This window comes from Amphritea sp. GJ51-11 (assembly GCF_055808735.1).
This window is the reverse complement of record NZ_CM147881.1, coordinates 3052354-3070369: the sequence shown is the minus strand read 5'-3', so window position 1 is coordinate 3070369 and position 18016 is coordinate 3052354. Positions and strand designations below refer to the sequence as shown.

The following is an 18016-nucleotide window of genomic DNA, read 5'->3' as shown; positions in this document are numbered from 1 at the left end:
CTTAAGCTTGCTAGCATAACCTTTAACCGAGACCGCTGTATAACGCGATAACCTTCGCAGGTCTGCAATGCTGCTTGCATGCGCAGCAACGTTACCAGTATTGCTTGGCGAAGCGCTAATCGAGCCGCTTCTTAAAACGCAATGATGCCACCGTTAGTCCCGCGATAGTGAACAGTGTCAACCAATACATATCAGCACTCATCTGAGTGACGGCGACATCTTTCAATACCACCCCGCGAACCAGCCGCATAAAGTGGGTCGCCGGTAGTGCCTCGGCAATATACTGCGCCGCCAGTGGCATCCCCTCATAGGGAAACATAAAGCCCGATAATAGGATCGAGGGCAATAGCACGAAGATCGTCATCTGTGTTGATTGCAGTTGGTTGGTGGCAATAGTGGAGATAATAAGCCCCAGTGTGAGGCTAGCGGTAATAAAGAGTAAGGTGGCCACCGCCAGTTGTATAGGGCTGCCATTCATCGGCACATTAAAGAGTAAGCGGCCTAATCCGAGAATGATGCCGACTTGGATGGCTCCGATAAAAATATAGGGGACGATTTTACCGACCATTAATTCGATGGGTCTTACCGGGGTTGTGATCAGCATCTCCATATTGCCCCGTTCTCGTTCCCGCACGATCGCGGCAGAGGTAAACATAATCATCGTCATGGTGAGGATGATCGCCGCTAATCCCGGCACAATATTAACCACGGAGCGCTGTTCAGGGTTGTATAACAGTGTGACTTCAAAGGTGGGTGTTTGGCGGTTGCTGGGTTTATCCAGCAGTTCTGTTAAAGGCATGCCTCGTAGACCTTTGATCGCACCGGCAACAATGGTGTCTGATCCATCAACGAGCCATTGTGCCACCGGGCGACTGGTCTCCGCATCGGTGGCTGATGGTGAGCCTAGACCGACACTGGGACTCCGTACGAGCCGTTGACTAACATCCTTTGGAATAATCAACACGGCGCGAACATCGGCACTGGCGATTGCGGTTTCCGCATCGGGCAGATTACTGAAATGGTGGGTAAAACTAACCACCTGTGTGGCACTGATCGTTTGGATCAGCACGCGACTCAAGCTGGTTTGGCTGTAATCGATAACCCCCACGGGCAGGTGTCGCACATTGGTATTGATGGCATAACCAAACAGCAGTAGTTGGATGAGCGGAATCATGACGATCATACCGAAAGTCATTTTATCCCGTTTTAGTTGCAGCAGTTCTTTAGCGGCAATGGCCTTGACCCGAACGAAAGGGTTCATTGTTTCAGTCTCCCGCTGCCGGTGCAGGTGACAAAGACATCCTCTAAACTTGGGCGCACCTGTAAGAGTTGGTCCTGTGTTTTGATGGCCGGCTGTTGTGTTAAAAACTGGATTGGATCGGCTACTGAGTTTTTAATCAGCACCCGTAAACGGGCCCCAAGCTGCGCCGCGGAGATAACGTCAGGCAGCGCGATGAGACTTTGTTTCAACTGCCGTAGATTTGCCGAGCTAATTTCCACAACGCTGGCCCCCATGTCCTGCATTAATTGCGCGGGACTGCCATCGGCTCGTTTGATACCGTTTTCTAAAATGGCCAGTTGATGGCAGCGTTCTGCTTCATCCATATAGTGAGTTGAAACCAAAATGCTGGTGCCCTGATCGCTGAGATCAAACAGTTGCTCCCAGAACTCACGGCGGTTTTCCGGATCGACCGCTGAGGTGGGCTCATCGAGAAAGAGCAGTTCGGGCTTGTGCAGGGTAGCGGCGGCTAAACTGAGCCGCTGTCGCTGTCCGCCGCTCATACTACCGGCCAGCTGTTTGGCTTTATCTTGTAGACCATAAATACTGAGCAGTTCTTCAGTGCGTTGTTTTTGCAGACGCGCGCTGAGACCGTAAATACTGGCAATAAATTTTAGGTTTTCCAGCACGGTTAGATCATCGTAGAGGGAAAATTTCTGCGTCATATAGCCAATATGTAGTCGCAGCTTTTCAGCATCATCGGGGAGGTTATAGCCGAGTACTCGAACTTGGCCCGCACTGGGTTGTAATAGACCGGTTAGCATACGAATAGTGGTTGTTTTACCACAACCATTGGGGCCGAGAAAACCGTAGATACAGCCTTTCTCAACGGCTAGGTCGAGGTCCTGTACGGCCAGTGAGTCACCGAAGCGGCGGCTTAGTTTTTCCGCCTGAATCACATAGCTTGGGGCTGCGGTCATGGCAGTTCAACCTGAGTCGGTATGCCATTCGGGAGGTTCGCTTGGCTATCAGGGAGTTGTACTTCTGCGAGATACATCAATCGTGCCCGCTCTTCCTGATTGAGTGCGTAGTAGGGGGTAAATGCAGGTTCGGTGGCGATCCAGCTTAATGTGCCGGTGATCGCTTCTTCAAGACCATCCACATGAATTGTTAGCGAGTCGCCAACATTAAGGTTAATCCGATAGGGCTCGGGAATATACACTCGTGCATGGGGCGCTTTACCGGCCAGTACAATCGCCAGAGGGCTGCCGGCAGTGACCCGTTCGCCGAGGTTCCAAGGAAGGTTATCGAGAATACCGTCACGGGTGGCAATAATGGTAAGATCGGCCAGCCGCTTGGTTTGAATCGTCAAGCTTGCTTGGGCCGATTTTAAACTGGCTTCAGCCGCCCGAAGATCTTCTTCTCGAGTACCATTGGTGAGTAATAATAGCGCTTCTTGAGCGCTTTGTAAGTTTGCCTGGGCGGCATCTTTAGCGGCAAGTACCCGGTCGAGTTCCGCTTGACTCACCAGTTGCTGCTGCTTGAGGCTAAGAATGCGCCGGTAGTTAGCGCGGCTTTCGATCAGCGCAGCTCTAGTGCCGGCAACTCGAGCCGTGGCGGCCGCGACTTCCTCCTCTCGTGCTCCGTTTCTGAGTTTTTCTAAGTTCGCCTGCGCCCGGGCAACCTCAGCTGTGGCTTTGTCCACTTCAGCTTGTTGCAGGGTGTTATCGAGTTTAACTAGAATGGTGCCTTTAGAAACATGACTACCGGGTGCAACGGGCAGCTCAACAACGATCTCATTGGTGGTGGCTGTATGGGCGATACGGTCGCGTTCTAAGGTGCCAAGAGCTAGAGGCTGCGAGTTACCATCACAGGCGCTTAATAGGGGTAATAGCAGACAGAGAAGGTAACGCATGATTTTGGCCTTTTGTGAGGTTGGCAAAGCACGGACATAATATAAAAACATTCGTAACCTGTTAATAATAGAACGATAATCTTAACTATTGCAGCTATTACTGCAGCTATCTTAAATTAGTTGAATGTTATCGCTACATTGAGGCGATGAAATATTTACTCGCTGCTTCATGTGCTAGGTTGCTCGGCGCCAGCTAGCGGTGTGGATTGATAGTCTTTATGGTTGATGGCCAATGGGATGATTGAAAGGGGGGGATGTCGAAGGTTATTCTGCAAGGTTTTATTATCGTTCCAGAAGAGGATTTAGCGGCGCTGAAGCAAGCACTGCCGGAGCACGCCGAACTTACCCGTGATGAGCCCGGCTGTTTACTGTTTGAGGTCGAGCCTTACGCCAGTGACCCATACCGTTTTGATGTCTATGAGGAATTTGTTAGTCAAGCGGCTTTCGATTTACATCAACAAAGAGTTAAACAATCTCGCTGGGGCGCGGTGAGTGCCCATGCCATTAGGCATTATGAAATTATCGGGTAAGCTTGGGCGAGTCGATCAATATGGCAGATAACCGCTGGCGTCGAGCCGGTTTAGCATCGGCTAAATGGTTCTGGAATACGATTAATCACTGTCTTAGGAGCGCTGCATGAAAGGAAGTTGCTTGTGTGGAGCCATTCAATATGAGTTATCGGCTTTAGATATGCCGATCATCTTCTGTCACTGCCACCGTTGTCGTAAAGCTCATGCCGCGCCGTATACAGCGACCGCAGGGGTAATGAAATCGCACTTTCGTTGGCTACAAGGCGAAGATAAACTGTCGAGTTTTGAATCGAGTCCCGGGAAACTAAGACGTTTTTGTTCTGTGTGTGGCTCACACCTAGTTGCGGAGCGGTTAGGGCAGCCACATATTATTTTGCGAGTGGCGACATTGGATGACGATCCCGGGGTTAAACCGCAGGCTCATATTTGGCAGCAGGAGGATGTTACCTGGCTTGAACCTGATAATATTCCCTGTCACGCCACTTGGCAGCCAGAGCGGTGATTCATGCTATGCATATTCGCTAAGGGAGATGCACGTAGAGCAGGTGCTAGGACAGAGCCGAGCTATCGCTAATTTAAAATCAGGCTGTTAACGCTGTTTTCATCGACTATCAGCCAACTGACTTAATCATTGAGGAAAATCTATGTCTAGCCGTGTGTATGTATTAGCGCAATTCAAGCCGAAAGAGGGTAAAGAAGCCGAGCTGTTTGAAGTATTAAAGGCGCTGGAGCCTGATGCTTACCGAGAAGAGGGGTGTGTTCAATACCGGGTAACCCGTCAAATTGATCACCCGAGTGCGACGCGCAATGACTACCCTATTGTGTTCAATGAAATTTGGCGAGATGCCGATGCTTGGGCTGCTCACGGTAGACGGAAACAGATTCAAGACTTTTTTACAAGCCAGGTTCAGGCTGATACCGGGATTGTCGAAGATGCGCTGGTGACCGCTTATACCGATGAGAGCGTTGATTTTGATGTGCCGGTGTTTGTCTGAGCCCCGCGGCTAAATCGGCTACCTGTCGTTTGCGCCAGTAAATTTTTTAACGGGTCGGCGGCTATTCTGACAGCCTAATCAATAGCGGATTAAACCTGTTGATAATACAAGAAAAGCAGGTTTAAGCGTGCGCTAATGGAATCGCAAACATTGATGAGGTTGATGATGAATAGTAAGAGCAAAAAAGTCGTTAAAATTACCCTGATGGTCAGCCTGATTGGCGCTATTGTTATCCCTTCGGTGGCGAATGCAATGCGTTGTCGTACCTGTACTGAAGCTGAGTGTAGCTATCTGGCGGATAAGTATAATGGTGGTCACTATCGTATGAAAAGTGATGGTTGTTACTACATCCTCGGTCCTGATCAAGATAAGCAAGACGCATTGAATGAACCGTTGATGAGGCAAGAAGGTAGTATCGCGGTTAAAAAGCCGATGAGTGCGGTGGGCCGGGCTGAAAAAACGTCGGCGTTGGAAGCCAAAAAAGCCACCAAACTCAATATTGCTGAACCTGCACAGTGATCGTAAATAAAGCTTGTGAGTGATAAAGGACAGCCGTTACTTTAGTGTTGCTTTGCTCCTTGCTTGGTTTATGAATAAATAGGCTGAGCAGATCAATGGCGCGCTATAATGGCTTTTTCTCACAGGTATTTTGGTTTTTATGCTTCAAGCAATGGTTGGCTTTCATAAAGATGATGAAGATGACTGGGTCGCTGAATTAGCGTGTGGCCATTTTCAACATGTTCGGCATAAACCGCCTTTTATTAACCGGCCTTGGGTGGTTACAGAAGCGGGGCGGCTTGATAGGCTTGGGGCTTGTTTGAAGTGTAAAAAGTGTGATCTAGGTGAACCGCAGGATGTTTTGCTCTAATACATGGCTGAGTCTATGAATCAGTCACTTGCTGATGAGCTGATCAGCATGATGAATGATGATCAGTGCCTATTGCAACAGCTGTTTGAGACGGGTGAATTGCCCACTCATTCCTATCACCCCGCGATAAAAGCGTTACATGAGCAACACACTGCTCGACTAAAAACGATCATCCATCGCGATGGTTGGCCAGGGATCGCATTGGTCGGTCCTGAAGGGGCTAAAGCGGCATGGCTGGTGGTGCAACATTCAGTCTCTGATGAAGCCTTTATGTCCAGCTGCGTTGAGCTATTGCAAGCGGCGGTTGCCCGAGAGGATATCGAGGCGTGGCAATTGGCTTTCCTGCAGGATCGAGTGCTGACATTATCGGGTAAACCACAGCGCTACGGCACTCAATTTGATGTTGATGAACAGGGTTGGCCAACTCCTTACCCAATTGACGCCGTTGAGAAGGTGAATGAACGGCGCGCGGCACTGGGGCTGAACTCATTAGAGCAGCGCCACGCGCAAATGATGGCGCAAGAGCGTCAGCGTCGTGTTCACGCTCAAACGAATGATTCGTAATTTGCATTTAGTCATCACTTGGCTGTCTTTGATGTGGTGATAATCGTTAAGATCCTTCGAGGTTGGCGCGGATCATTCGCGATGGGTGAAACCCTTGAATCTGCTGAAACCTTCTACGCTAGACAATCATTCATGGAGAGTTGTACATTTTAAGGCTAGGCTAGAGAAACACAGGTCAATATCGGTTGTATATGATGATTTTTGCCTATAACTATAATTATAAATAGAAGAGGTTTATGGAAAATTCGTATGAAGCCTTAAGTTTGATCTTAGATTCAATCACTGAGCATCTTGTGGTGATCGATGATGACGGCATTATTCAATACACCAATAAAAGCTGGTCTGAATTTGGCAATAGCAACGCCTGTGCTATTAGCGGTGACTGGCGGGGCGTGAATTACATCGAAGAGTGCGATAAAGCGTCCGTTATGGGGGATGATTTTGGCACTAAGGCGAAAAAAGGTATTTTAAGCGTTATCAAGAATAAGGTGCCGTTTTTTTATTTTGAATACCCCTGCCATAGTCTTGATCAGAAGCGTTGGTTCACGATGCGTGTCACCGCGTTGAAAATGGCTGAGAGAGACTACTTCGTTATCTCCCATCAAAATATTACCGAAAGGAAATTAGCCGAAGAGGAAGTGCGAAACCTTGCGCGACTCGATGGACTCACCGATATCCCTAATCGTCGTACCTTTGACGAATTTTTACATAATGAATGGCGGCGTTGTTTGCGGCTCAATAAGCCTATCTGTCTCGCGATTCTCGATTTAGACCATTTCAAATTACTCAATGACCTCTATGGACATCAGATTGGCGATGAGTGTTTGATTCAGATTGGTCAACTGCTTAAAGAGTTTGTCAGTCGTCCCGGTGATATCTGCGCTCGCTATGGTGGTGAAGAGTTCGCTCTGATCTGGAGTGATACCCCTTTAGAGCAGGCGGAACGATTATCAAATGAACTGCTGAGCAACATCATAGCGCTGGGTATTCCTAATGAGGGATCGCCTACCGAAAATTACCTGACGGCGAGCATTGGACTGGCAATGAGTGTTCCTACAGAGGGCAGCAATGAACGTGAGCTCATTGGTCTGGCCGATAGCATGCTTTACCGGGCGAAAAAGAGCGGTAGAAATAAAATCGAGCGGTGTCGCGATCGAGAACAGTAGCCAAGTTAATATTAATCTAGCCTCCATCCGTTACCCGCAAACGGGCAGTTCTAAAGATGTTCGTTCGCAGTTGGGTCGGTCAATTCAATTCAATCCAGTCCTCATCAGCTCGACTTAGCCGTCATCAGTACTCGTCATATCACTCATTTTATAGCTGTGTCTAAGGTGATAGACACGAGGCGCGTTATCGGCACCGATGGAAAAAATTCCGCCGAGATTACATAGGCATGGCATAATCCAGCGTTATTGCAGTGAGCCTGTTAAAGGCCATCGTTTTATATCTACATTGAACTTGGGTTGCGTTGCTGCAGAGCAGATCGATTTAAACAGGTTTGATACGCATTAATCGCGATGCCGTTTCAAAAGGAGAAGTTGTTTGGATAATGCCAGAGGTAGTATCTTCATGGTGGTCGCAATGGCGGCATTCGCGGTTGAAGATATGTTGATAAAAGCTGCCGCCAATACTATGGCAATTGGTGTGATATTGATGCTATTCGGTTTAGGTGGCATGTTGATTTTTATTTTTTTGACCTGGCGTCGTGGAGATGCGATTTTTCATCCCGCTATCCTGTCTCGGCCGATTTTAATGCGGGCGGTTTGTGAAGTCGTTGGACGTATGAGCTTTGCACTGGCTATTACCCTCACGGCCTTGTCCAATGCTTCCGCTATTCTTCAGGCGACCCCATTAATCACCATGCTCGGAGCCGCGCTGTTTTTTGGTGAGCGGATCGGTTTAAAACGTTGGTTAGCGGTGTTAGTTGGCTTTGCCGGGGTGTTGATGATTATTCGTCCCGGAATGGAAGGCTTTGAAGCCGCCTCGCTATTTGCCGTGGTGGCAACACTCGGTTTCGCGGGTCGAGACCTATCTACTCGGGCAGCCCCCGTGGTGTTATCGAATATGCAGTTGGGTGTGTATGGCTTTTTTGTCTTGATCCCCACAGGCTTCGTGTTACAGCTCTATAGTGGCGATACTTTACAACTGGATGGTATGGGGTTAGTCCAAGTGGGGGGCGCTATATTGTTTGGTGTATTAGCATATAACGCGCTGACTATTGCTATGCGCACCGGCGATGTTTCGGTGGTCTCCCCGTTCCGTTATACGCGTCTATTGTTTGCCCTGCTGTTAGGGGTGTTTGTGTTTGGTGAACGTCTCGACATGATGACCTTGCTGGGCAGTTTATTGGTTGTTCTGAGTGGTGTGTATACATTGATACACAGTCGACGTATTGCGGTGAAGTTGAAAGAACCGGTAAGTTAATGCTGAGCGGTTAAAGGCTCGTACGATTGCTTAGCATCTTTTTAGTTAGGTAGATATCATGCTATTAAAAGCGCTGCTGATTGGGTTGTTGCTGTTGATTGCAGAAGTCATTAACGGCAACATTCGGGTTCGTTTGTGGCATCGTCAATTCGGTAAGCAGCAGGCCAAGCAGTTGAGTTTTTTATCCGGTGTGGCACTGATCTATACTCTTTGCTGGTTTACCTTGCCTTGGGTATCACCGAGGGATTTTACCGATTGTTATCGTGTTGGTCTTGTTTGGCTGTTGATGATGTTATTGCTGGAAATCTATTTCGCCAAGCAGGTGTTTAAATTAAGCTGGGCTAACATTATTGAAGATTTTAACCCGCTGAAAGGTAATCTGCTGAGTCTGGGGATGCTATTACTTTTCTTTAGTCCGGCGGTTGTGTTTAGTCTGCAAAGCTAAAGGCTGTCGAATCTCTTATCGTGATTCGGCAGCCCAAGAGCGTGGATGGTCTTATTCCTGCAAAAACTGGTTTTGGGTACGGAATTCGTGGGCTTCGTAAGTGCCAAGGTTACGCATCTCTTTGGTGAAAAAGGCCAGTTCCTGAAGTGCATACTGCATCATACGATCATCCGGGTGACCTTCAACATCTAGGTGAAAACTCGCGCCTTTAGTCAGCCCGTTACGGATATAACTTTCCAGCTTCACCATATTGATGCCGTTGGTGGCAAACCCGCCCAGCGCTTTATAGAGTGCGGCTGGAATATTGCGCACGGTAAACATCAGAGAGGTGATGTAGGCGGTATCGGCTTTGCGTTCCGGGATGCCCTGTTCTCGGGAGAGAATCAGAAAGCGAGTGGTATTACCGGTAACATCTTGAAAATTTTCTTGTAGGATATCAAGATCGTACAGTTCTGCTGCGAGGCTGGAGGCGATGGCGCCGTGGCTTGGATCGGGGTTTTGCGATAGTTCATAGGCAGAACCAGCGGTATCAAAGCCGGCAATGGGTTCGATATTCAGCTGCTTGATATGGCCGTCACACTGAGCCAAAGCTTGAGGGTGTGATGAAACCGTTTTCAATTGCTCGATTGAACCGCCTTTCACCCCTAGTAGACAGTGGCTGACTGGCTCGAAATGTTCGCCAATAATGTGTAACTGGCTTTTGGGCATCAACCGATAGATCTCTTCGACCCGTCCGGCGGTGGAGTTTTCCAACGGAATCATCGCTAGCTTAGATTTGCCTTGGTCTACCATCAGCATTGCTTCAACAAAGGTTTCACAGGCAAACGCTTCCATCTCCGGGAAAACCCGGCGACAAGAAAGGTGAGAATAGGCGCCTTCGACGCCCTGAAACGCGATGATGTTAGGTGCAGATGACATGGGGATTCCGTTGTCGATATTAATAAGGCGGTAATTATGTCATAGATTTTAATATTTGCAGTGAGCCGACCGAAGTTTTTCAGTAATATGGCGGCAACTAATTTGCCCGTTTAATTTTACCCGCTTAATGTGAGAGCTCGATGACTCCGGAACGCACCGCTAAACTTATTCAGACCCTAAACCGGCGGCAGCCTGATTTGACCCTGATTACCGATCAGGTGCATAAGCCTCGCAATATCGCGGCGCTGATTCGTACCTGTGATGCGGTTGGTATCTCCCGCATTCATACCGTTAGTCCAAAAGAGGGGTATGAGTTTACCGGCACCACGCGGGGCAGTGATCGTTGGGTCGCCAGTGAAAACCATAACAGTATCGGTGAAGCGGTTGGGGCGGCTAAGGCCCAAGGGATGAAAATCTATGCCGCGCACTTTTCCGATCGGGCGATTGATTATCGGGATGTGGATTTTACCGTTCCTTGTGCCTTATTGATGGGGGCCGAAAAAGATGGTGTGAGCGATGCCGGTGCCGCATTGGCAGATGAGCATATCTTGATTCCGATGATGGGCATGGTTGGTTCGCTGAATGTGTCGACGGCGGCGGGTATTATTCTGGTTGAGGCGCAGAATCAACGTTTGCAGGCGGGCTTGTATGAGCAGTCTAGGCTTGACCCTCAGGAATATAGCGATACTCTGTTTGAGTGGAGTTTTCCTGAGTTGGCTGATTTCTGCCATAAAAAAGGTTTGGACTATCCGCCGTTGGATGAGTTGCTAGCGTTACAGGATGCGCCTGCGTGGTATCAAGCGGTCCGTGAGGGACTAGCGGCGAAACGGCAGTGGTAGCCTGAGTTTATTCCCCGTGAGTTTATCTACTGAGGCCTATTGGCCTCGCTGTTGCCAACTCGCTTCGTTTGATATGACCCCCCTACGCCTATAATCGGAGAGAGTGAGTGCAGTTTCCGCGTTTTTTCCCACTTGCCCTGCTGATGCTGTTGCTGTCTTTGATTGGCACCACGCTGGTCACACAGTTTGTCCGCAACTGGGCGTTGAATGATTTGCAGGAGAGTGGCGAGAGCCAGCTGCTGGGGATTATCAGTCAAACTCGCTCGGAATTAGCAGAATATCAATATTTGCCTTTTCTCGTGTCGCAGAGTCGAGAGGTGGCGGAACTGTTACAGCAACCTTCCGCTGATCAAGCCGCGCGGGTAAGCCGTTACCTTGAACAAACGAACCTTGTGGCCGGTACTACGGCACTGTTTGTTTTGGATGAGGAAGGGCGTCCTCAAGCATTTAGTCACTGGCGAGCGCAACAGGATTTCTATTCGGTTAGCCATGATCAACAGGCTTATTTTCTCCAAGCATTAGAAGGGTTGCAGGGCTTGCATGTGGTGCTTCCCTCGGCCGACAACGACGGCGCAGTGTATCTTTCAGCCCCGGTTTATGTGCAGCGGGAGTTACTGGGGGTGGCTACCGTGCGGATCAATTTGGCGCTTTTGCAGGCGGGGTTGGAGCAGAACAGTCAGTATCTGTTTAGTCGCAATGAACATATCCTGATGGCGAGTCAGCCCTTTCAGTCGCAAAAGCAGTTGCGCGATGTGTTTGTTAAACGGCAAACATCACAGCTTTACGATGGTTCTGATATCACGCTAGTCGAACTCGAGACGGGAGATAAAGGCATTCTGCAAACGGTCACCTTGGATGACCTTGGTTGGCAAGTGTCGGTATTTAATGATCTGGGTGAAGTGACTCGGATTCAACGGAATGCGAGCCTGTTTACGATCGCTTTCTGTATTGTTGTCTCGCTAGTGGTTTTTGCTGCGCGAGCGACAGCTTAAACATATCTCTCGGCGGGAAACACAGCAGGCGCTGGAACGCAGTGAAGCGCGCCAACGGGATATTATTAACAATGCCCATGTGGGGATGATTACCCTGGATAGCCAGGGATTAGTGCTGTTTATTAACCCCATGGCGATGCAGCAGTTTGGCGTTTCGATGCCGCGCATTCTTGGTACCTATATCGGTGAATTGATTGAGCCGGAAGTTTTTCAAGGGGTGATGAAGCGGGTGTTGGGCCGCTTGGGTACCCGGGGTTTTGCTCAGGTGACAGCGATGGAGACGGTGGGGAAGCGTTCGGATGGCAATAGCTTCCCAATGCTGTTTTCAATTAAACAGATGAAGCGGGAATCAACCGAACACTATCTGGTGACGGTGATCGATATTACCCAGCGTAAACGACTCGAACGCGCATTACGCAAGGCCAATGATGAACTTGAACATCAGGTGCAACAGCGGACGCAGGCGCTTAGAGAAGCGCAGGATGAGTTGGTGCAGGCCGAAAAAATGGCGGCGCTCGGGCGTATGTCCTCTGCGGTGGTGCATGAGCTAAACCAGCCTCTCACTGCACTGAGAACCTATATTGCGATCTGTCGTAAATTGATTGAACGGCAGGAAACTGAACAGCTAGATAGTAATCTACAGCTGATTAACGATCTGATCAGCCGTATGACGGTGCTAACACGACAGTTGAAAACCTTTGCCTATCAGAAGCCGCAGCATCTCTCGCCGGTTGATCCGGTATTGGCTCTCGATCAGGTGATTAATCTGTTCCGTGGACGGATGGAGCGAGAGCATATTGAATTGCTTTACCCCAACACCGATCTACAGGTGCAGGTGAGTGGTGATAGTGCTCGGCTAGAGCAGATTTTTGTTAATCTCATTAGTAATGCTTGTGATGCACTGGCGGGTGTCAGCGGAGCACAGTTGACGATTAATCTCCGTCAGGATGCCGACACGGTCAGTATTGAGGTGGCGGATAATGGCGCGGGTATCAATGAGCAAGATCAGCGACAACTGTTTGAACCCTTTTTTACCACTAAGCCGATTGGTGAGGGCCTGGGATTAGGGTTGTCGATTATTCGCTCGATTATCCGCGATCTGCAGGGGGATATTCGCGTCAGTAGCGAGCCAGGGCACACCTGTTTTACCGTGACCCTGCCATTAATTTTGGCTGAGGAGTGAACATGAAGAGAGGTCAGGTTTTGCTGGTGGATGATGATCCATTGATCCGCCAATCAACATCTCAATGGTTGCAAATGGCAGGCTTTGACGTGATTACCTGTGATCGTGCCGTCGAAGCCTTAACCCATCTGGATGAGCATTTTCCCGGCGTGGTGGTCAGTGATGTAAAAATGCCAGAGATGGATGGTCTGGAATTTATGCAGCAGGCCCGTTCGATCATTCCAGAATTGCCGGTTATTTTGATCACCGGCCACGGGGATGTGGATATGGCGATTGGCGCGATGCGTGATGGTGCCTATGATTTTATCGAAAAGCCCTTCGTCCCTGAACGTTTAGTCGAAACCATTAATCGCGCCTGTGAAAAACGCTTGCTGGTGTTAGAAAACCTGCGCTTACAGCAAGACTTAGCATCTCGGAGCGGCATCGACGGTAAGATTATTGGCATCTCACCCTCTATTCAGAAGCTGCGACGGGATATTCTTAAATATGCGGCGCTGAATACCAATGTCATTATCTATGGCGAAACAGGTAGTGGTAAAGAGCTGGTGGCCCAGTGTCTGCATGAGTTTAGCTTGCGCAGTGAACGCAACTTTGTGCCGATTAACTGCGGCGCTATTCCTGAAAATTTAATTGAGACGGAGCTGTTCGGCCATGAAGCGGGGGCCTTTACTGGCGCTGCGAAAAAACGTACCGGTAAGTTTCAACACGCAGATGGTGGCACCCTGCTATTGGATGAGATCGAGAGCATGCCGGCCAACTTACAGGTGAAAATCCTGCGTAGCATTCAAGAGGGGATGATTGAACCGCTAGGATCAAACAAACAAGTGCCGGTGGATCTACGGATTATCGCGGCGTCTAAAGCCGACCTCTCAGTGGAAGAGAATTTCCGTCAAGACCTGTATTATCGCCTGAACGTCTCCTGCCTCTATCTTTCACCGCTGCGTGAGCGCACCGAAGATATACCACTGTTATTTGAATACTATGCTCGTCAAGCGGCGACCCAGCATGGCCGGGAATTACGAGCGATCACCCGACAGGATCTGACCAATCTGCAACAGTATCCTTGGCCGGGTAATGTTAGGGAACTGAAAAATATTGCCGTGCGTTACGCAATCGATGACACCTTGCCGGTGGCGGACCTGATCTATCCTGAGGCTGCGATCGAACCGATGGGTAGTGAGCGGATGGAAAGTGGGTTACCACTGGCAGCTCAGGTCGCTAATTTTGAGTATAAAGTGATCTGTGATGCGTTGCGGCAACATAATGGCAATATCAAGGCGGTGATGGAGGTGCTTGATCTACCGCGGCGAACACTGAATCAAAAGATGGTTAAATATCAAATCGACCGCGCTCAGTTTATCGACGATAGTAAAGAATAAGAACGGTGTGACGGCTCTGTTACACCGAATCATCCTCAATAAGCAAAAAATTGCTTATTGCCCCTCCATTGCTACAAATCTGTGCTTAACTTCAGGGTGAAGCACGAATTAAGTCGCGGATTTTGTCGCTCAGGCGCTCAATGTACCGGGTTATAAGCAATATATTGCTTATGCTTGATCGTCGCTATAGGCAATATTTTGCTTATTGAACTTCTTTATTAAATTGCCGGTTGATAAATAACTATTATTTATCAACGATTTATATTTTTTATTTGAAGTTGGCATTAGCATTGCTTATACAGTAACAACACTAACAATAAATTTTAAATCCCGAGTGAAGGAATCCAACATGCAAAGTAGTAAACGAACTCTGATTAAAGGTATTGGCCTTGCTGTGACATTAAGTGCCGCTTTGGGCGGTGCTACAATGGTACAAGCAGCAGATAATCGCTCTTATATTCTTGCAACCGCTTCTACCGGTGGAACCTACTATCCTGTCGGTGTGGCGCTGGCAACACTGACTAAAGTAAAACTCGAACCTAAACATAAAGTGTCGCTGTCCGCGATTAACTCTGCCGGTTCCGGTGAAAACATTAAATTGCTGAGCGAAAATGAAGCTCAGTTTGCCATCCTTCAAGGTCTTTACGGCGCTTGGGCTTGGAACGGTGAAGGCGCATTTGCGGCCACCGGTGCGAAGAAAAATATCCGTTCAGTCTCTATGTTGTGGCAGAACGTTGAGCAGTTTGCGGTTAAAACTGATCTAGCAAAAACCGGCACGATTGATGATATTGCAGGCCTTGATGGCAAGAAGTTCTCTATCGGTAAGAAAAACTCAGGAACAGAAGGCTCCGGTCTGCAGATTCTGGGTGGCTTAGGCGTTAACGCTGATAGTCTAGATATGGCTTACATGGGTTATGGCCCAAGTGCAGACGCACTGCAAAACGGCACCATCGTGGGTATGAACATTCCGTCGGGTGTGCCAACCTCGGCGATTACCCGTGCATATGCTGCGCTGGGTAGTGATATGACCGTGTTGGACTTTACCGATGAGCAGATCAAGAAAGCGAACGGTAACTACCAGCTGTGGACTCGTTATGTGATCCCTGCGAATACATACCCAGGTCAGGTTAAAGATATCAACACCATGGCTCAGCCTAACTTCTTGGCGGTACGTGATGACCTGTCAGAAGACGACGTTTATCTGCTAACCAAAGCAATCTATGAAAACCTGTCATTCCTCAATGGTATCCATAAAGCCACTAAAGCGATGTCGCTAGAAAAAGCGATTGCCGGCTTGCCTGTACCACTGCACCCAGGTGCTGCGCGTTACTACAAAGAAGTAGGGCTGACTATCCCTGCACACCTTATCGCTGAGTAATCAGCGTCGCTGAATCGTTCAGCGAACCTGCCGGGGTCGATTATGGCCCCGGCTTACGTTTTACGTTCACCGTCAACGGGATACCGTTATGAGTTCTATTGATACCCATACTGATCAGGAAACGGCTGCAAAGCTGAAGAGTCTGGAGCTGGTTCAGCGTCCGGAACATTCACTGACAGGCCGTTTTATTTACTGGATCGGTGTAATATTTGCACTGGCACATATCTATTTTAATACCCTCAGTACCGTTTCTGAACTATGGGTGTCTGCCATCCATTTTGGCGGTTTTGCGATGCTTTGTGCCCTGATGGTGCCAGCGATACGCAGCAATACTGCGGCGGGCCGTCGGGTAGCTCTGATACTGGATATTTTATTAGGTTGTGCGGCGATTCTCTGCACCCTCTATTTGATCGGCTTTGAGGATGCACTGTACGCCCGTGGCGTTAAGTTTGATGATCTCGACTGGGTGTTCTCGCTGTGTGCCATCTTTATCGCATTGGAAATGGCACGTCGTACCACCGGTTGGTTTATCCCTTGTATGATCTTGTTTGCACTGACCTACGTGTTTTGGTGGGGACAGTACATCGACGGAATTTTTGGTTTTCCCGGCCTGAGCTTGGAAACCCTGCTATATCGTAGTTACTTCTCTTCGGAAGGGATGTTCGGCCAGATCGCGCGAATTTCCTGGACCTATGTGTTTATGTTTATCTTGTTTGGCGCTTTCTTGGTGAAATCCGGTGCCGGCGATTTTATTATTGAACTGTCTCGCTGTGCTGCGGGACGGATGGTGGGCGGTCCCGGTTTTGTTGCCGTACTCGGTTCTGGTTTGATGGGCTCTGTTTCAGGATCATCGGTTGCCAATACTGTTTCCACTGGTGTTATTACTATCCCGCTGATGCAGAAAGCCGGTTTTCCCGCGCGTTTTGCTGCGGGTGTTGAAGCTGCCGCGTCTACCGGTGGTCAGTTGATGCCCCCCGTGATGGGTGCCGGGGCTTTTATTATGGCCTCTTATACACAGATCCCGTATGTGGATGTCATCTCTGTTGCTGCGCTGCCTGCGCTGTTGTACTTCCTGTCGGTGGGCTTTTTTGTCCGGGTGGAAGCGATGCGTAGCCAAGCTCAAGCGGTCGAGCTTGATACGCGCCCGATCGGTGAAGTATTCCGTGATGGTTGGCACTACCTATTGCCGCTAGTGGTCTTGGTGAGCCTGCTTATCTATGGCTTTACGCCAACCTATGCTGCCGGTATCTCTATTATTTCGGTCGTCGCCGCCTCTTGGTTATCGAAGCACCCGATGGGGATTAAAGATATCTTCGATGCTCTCGCGCAGGGTTCCAAGAATATGGCGACAACGGCGATGTTGTTGATTGCCGTCGGCTTGGTGGTCAATGTGGTCGCCATGACCGGTATTGGTAATACCTTCTCGCTGATGGTCGCTGATTGGGCGAATGGTAGTCTGTTAATCACGATTTTGTTGGTGGCGCTGGCGTCATTGGTGCTGGGAATGGGCTTGCCGGTTACTGCTGCATATATCGTATTGGCAACGCTATCGGCCCCAGCGCTCTATAACCTGATTGCTGAAATGCAATTGATTGAGATGATGGTTGATGGCACCTTGCCTGAGGTTGCTCGGACGATCTTCATGTTGGTCGATATGGATAAAGCGGCGTTACTGGCAGAGCCGATGAGTAAAATCGATGCTCAGCAGTTGTTGGCGATGGTTCCCGGTGATTTCAAAGGTCAGCTACTCGAACAAGCGATTGATCCCGCCCGTTTGGCCATGATCTTGTTGGCAGCCCATATGATCATCTTCTGGTTATCACAGGATTCCAATGTCACACCTCCTGTTTGCTTAACAGCCTTTGCTGCCGCGGCGATCGCTAAAACACCGCCGATGGCGACCGGCTTTACCGCTTGGAAAATAGCCAAGGGGCTGTATATCGTACCGTTGCTGTTTGCTTACACTAACTTTATCGGTGGCACCACGGCAGAAGTAATGAGTATTTTCTTCTTCTCGGTGTTCGGCATATACGCTTTGGTTGGCTTTATGGAAGGCTACCTCGAAAGTCCGCTTAACCTGCTGCTTCGGTTGATCTCGGGTGTGGCTGGGATGCTAATGCTGTGGCCTCATGGTGAATGGATGATTAGCACGGTGGGCCTGTTGATCTTCCTGGCGCTGTTTATCTACAGCCGTTATAACCGTAAAGAGGAAGACGGTGTTGCTGTAACCGCCGGTTAATCACTGCTCTACAATCAAAAACCGGCCTATAATGGCCGGTTTTTTCGTTTTTGCAGCAAATAGTGAGCATTGTCACTTATTCCATGGGCGACAATTTGGTAAATTAGCAACTAGGATGCTGATTCCTT

General features: G+C 49.1%; 19 protein-coding genes. 15 read left to right on the top strand and 4 right to left on the bottom strand.

Features of this window, described 5'->3' with window-relative positions; genetic code table 11:
- Nucleotides 1–115: 115 nt before the first annotated feature.
- From AC0L4K_RS13720 to AC0L4K_RS13710, 3 genes are read right to left on the bottom strand one after another with little or no spacing between them, the layout of a single operon-like run.
- Complete coding sequence (locus tag AC0L4K_RS13720) at nt 116–1261, bottom strand: ABC transporter permease (RefSeq protein WP_473266704.1); 1146 nt, start codon at nt 1259–1261, stop codon at nt 116–118.
- A complete protein-coding gene (locus AC0L4K_RS13715; protein ID WP_473266702.1) occupies nt 1258–2199 on the bottom strand; it encodes an ABC transporter ATP-binding protein in 942 nt (313 codons plus the stop codon). The genes AC0L4K_RS13720 and AC0L4K_RS13715 overlap by 4 nt, the downstream gene beginning before the upstream one ends.
- On the bottom strand, nt 2196–3134 hold the full coding sequence (locus AC0L4K_RS13710) for an HlyD family secretion protein (protein ID WP_473266700.1): 939 nt from the start codon (nt 3132–3134) through the stop codon (nt 2196–2198). The genes AC0L4K_RS13715 and AC0L4K_RS13710 overlap by 4 nt, the downstream gene beginning before the upstream one ends.
- 254 nt (nt 3135–3388) lie before the next feature.
- Between AC0L4K_RS13710 and AC0L4K_RS13705 the strand changes: the two genes are divergently transcribed.
- From AC0L4K_RS13705 to AC0L4K_RS13665, 9 genes are all read left to right on the top strand, one after another.
- Nucleotides 3389–3664, top strand: a complete 276-nt coding sequence (locus tag AC0L4K_RS13705) for a putative quinol monooxygenase (protein ID WP_473266698.1) — start codon at nt 3389–3391, stop codon at nt 3662–3664.
- Nucleotides 3665–3770: 106 nt separating this feature from the next.
- Nucleotides 3771–4166: a GFA family protein gene (locus AC0L4K_RS13700; protein ID WP_473266697.1), complete on the top strand. Its 396-nt coding sequence runs from the start codon at nt 3771–3773 to the stop codon at nt 4164–4166.
- 142 nt (nt 4167–4308) lie between these two features.
- Nucleotides 4309–4659 (top strand): putative quinol monooxygenase, encoded by a 351-nt coding sequence (locus tag AC0L4K_RS13695; protein ID WP_473266696.1) that lies wholly within the window; start codon nt 4309–4311, stop codon nt 4657–4659.
- Nucleotides 4660–4821: 162 nt separating this feature from the next.
- Nucleotides 4822–5178: a hypothetical protein gene (locus AC0L4K_RS13690; protein WP_473266694.1), complete on the top strand. Its 357-nt coding sequence runs from the start codon at nt 4822–4824 to the stop codon at nt 5176–5178.
- A 139-nt stretch (nt 5179–5317) separates the two neighbouring features.
- On the top strand, nt 5318–5527 hold the full coding sequence (locus tag AC0L4K_RS13685; RefSeq protein ID WP_417226234.1) for a DUF3565 domain-containing protein: 210 nt from the start codon (nt 5318–5320) through the stop codon (nt 5525–5527).
- Between the two features lie 15 nt (nt 5528–5542).
- Nucleotides 5543–6091, top strand: a complete 549-nt coding sequence (locus AC0L4K_RS13680) for a DUF6624 domain-containing protein (protein WP_473266693.1) — start codon at nt 5543–5545, stop codon at nt 6089–6091.
- Nucleotides 6092–6327: 236 nt separating this feature from the next.
- Nucleotides 6328–7257 (top strand): sensor domain-containing diguanylate cyclase, encoded by a 930-nt coding sequence (locus AC0L4K_RS13675; protein WP_473266692.1) that lies wholly within the window; start codon nt 6328–6330, stop codon nt 7255–7257.
- Between the two features lie 376 nt (nt 7258–7633).
- Nucleotides 7634–8515, top strand: a complete 882-nt coding sequence (locus AC0L4K_RS13670) for a DMT family transporter (RefSeq protein WP_473266690.1) — start codon at nt 7634–7636, stop codon at nt 8513–8515.
- A gap of 58 nt (nt 8516–8573) precedes the next feature.
- Nucleotides 8574–8960, top strand: coding sequence for a hypothetical protein (locus tag AC0L4K_RS13665; protein ID WP_473266689.1), 387 nt, complete (start codon nt 8574–8576; stop codon nt 8958–8960).
- Between the two features lie 51 nt (nt 8961–9011).
- Here AC0L4K_RS13665 and AC0L4K_RS13660 read toward each other — a convergent pair whose 3' ends face one another.
- Complete coding sequence (locus tag AC0L4K_RS13660) at nt 9012–9878, bottom strand: prephenate dehydratase (protein WP_417226225.1); 867 nt, start codon at nt 9876–9878, stop codon at nt 9012–9014.
- Between the two features lie 140 nt (nt 9879–10018).
- Here AC0L4K_RS13660 and trmH point away from each other — a divergent pair, with 140 nt between their 5' ends.
- The 6 genes from trmH (at nt 10019) to AC0L4K_RS13630 (ending at nt 17888) form a co-directional block, all read left to right on the top strand.
- Nucleotides 10019–10717, top strand: a complete 699-nt coding sequence (gene trmH, locus AC0L4K_RS13655) for a tRNA (guanosine(18)-2'-O)-methyltransferase TrmH (RefSeq protein ID WP_473266687.1) — start codon at nt 10019–10021, stop codon at nt 10715–10717.
- Nucleotides 10718–10824: 107 nt separating this feature from the next.
- Nucleotides 10825–11709 (top strand): cache domain-containing protein, encoded by an 885-nt coding sequence (locus tag AC0L4K_RS13650; RefSeq protein WP_473266686.1) that lies wholly within the window; start codon nt 10825–10827, stop codon nt 11707–11709.
- Nucleotides 11687–12892, top strand: coding sequence for a sensor histidine kinase (locus AC0L4K_RS13645; RefSeq protein WP_473266684.1), 1206 nt, complete (start codon nt 11687–11689; stop codon nt 12890–12892). Before AC0L4K_RS13650 ends, AC0L4K_RS13645 begins: the two co-directional genes overlap by 23 nt.
- A gap of 2 nt (nt 12893–12894) precedes the next feature.
- Nucleotides 12895–14271, top strand: coding sequence for a sigma-54-dependent transcriptional regulator (locus AC0L4K_RS13640; protein ID WP_417226219.1), 1377 nt, complete (start codon nt 12895–12897; stop codon nt 14269–14271).
- A 349-nt stretch (nt 14272–14620) separates the two neighbouring features.
- A complete protein-coding gene (locus AC0L4K_RS13635) occupies nt 14621–15649 on the top strand; it encodes a TAXI family TRAP transporter solute-binding subunit (protein ID WP_417226217.1) in 1029 nt (342 codons plus the stop codon).
- Between the two features lie 88 nt (nt 15650–15737).
- Nucleotides 15738–17888 (top strand): TRAP transporter permease, encoded by a 2151-nt coding sequence (locus AC0L4K_RS13630; protein ID WP_473266683.1) that lies wholly within the window; start codon nt 15738–15740, stop codon nt 17886–17888.
- Nucleotides 17889–18016: the final 128 nt, after the last annotated feature.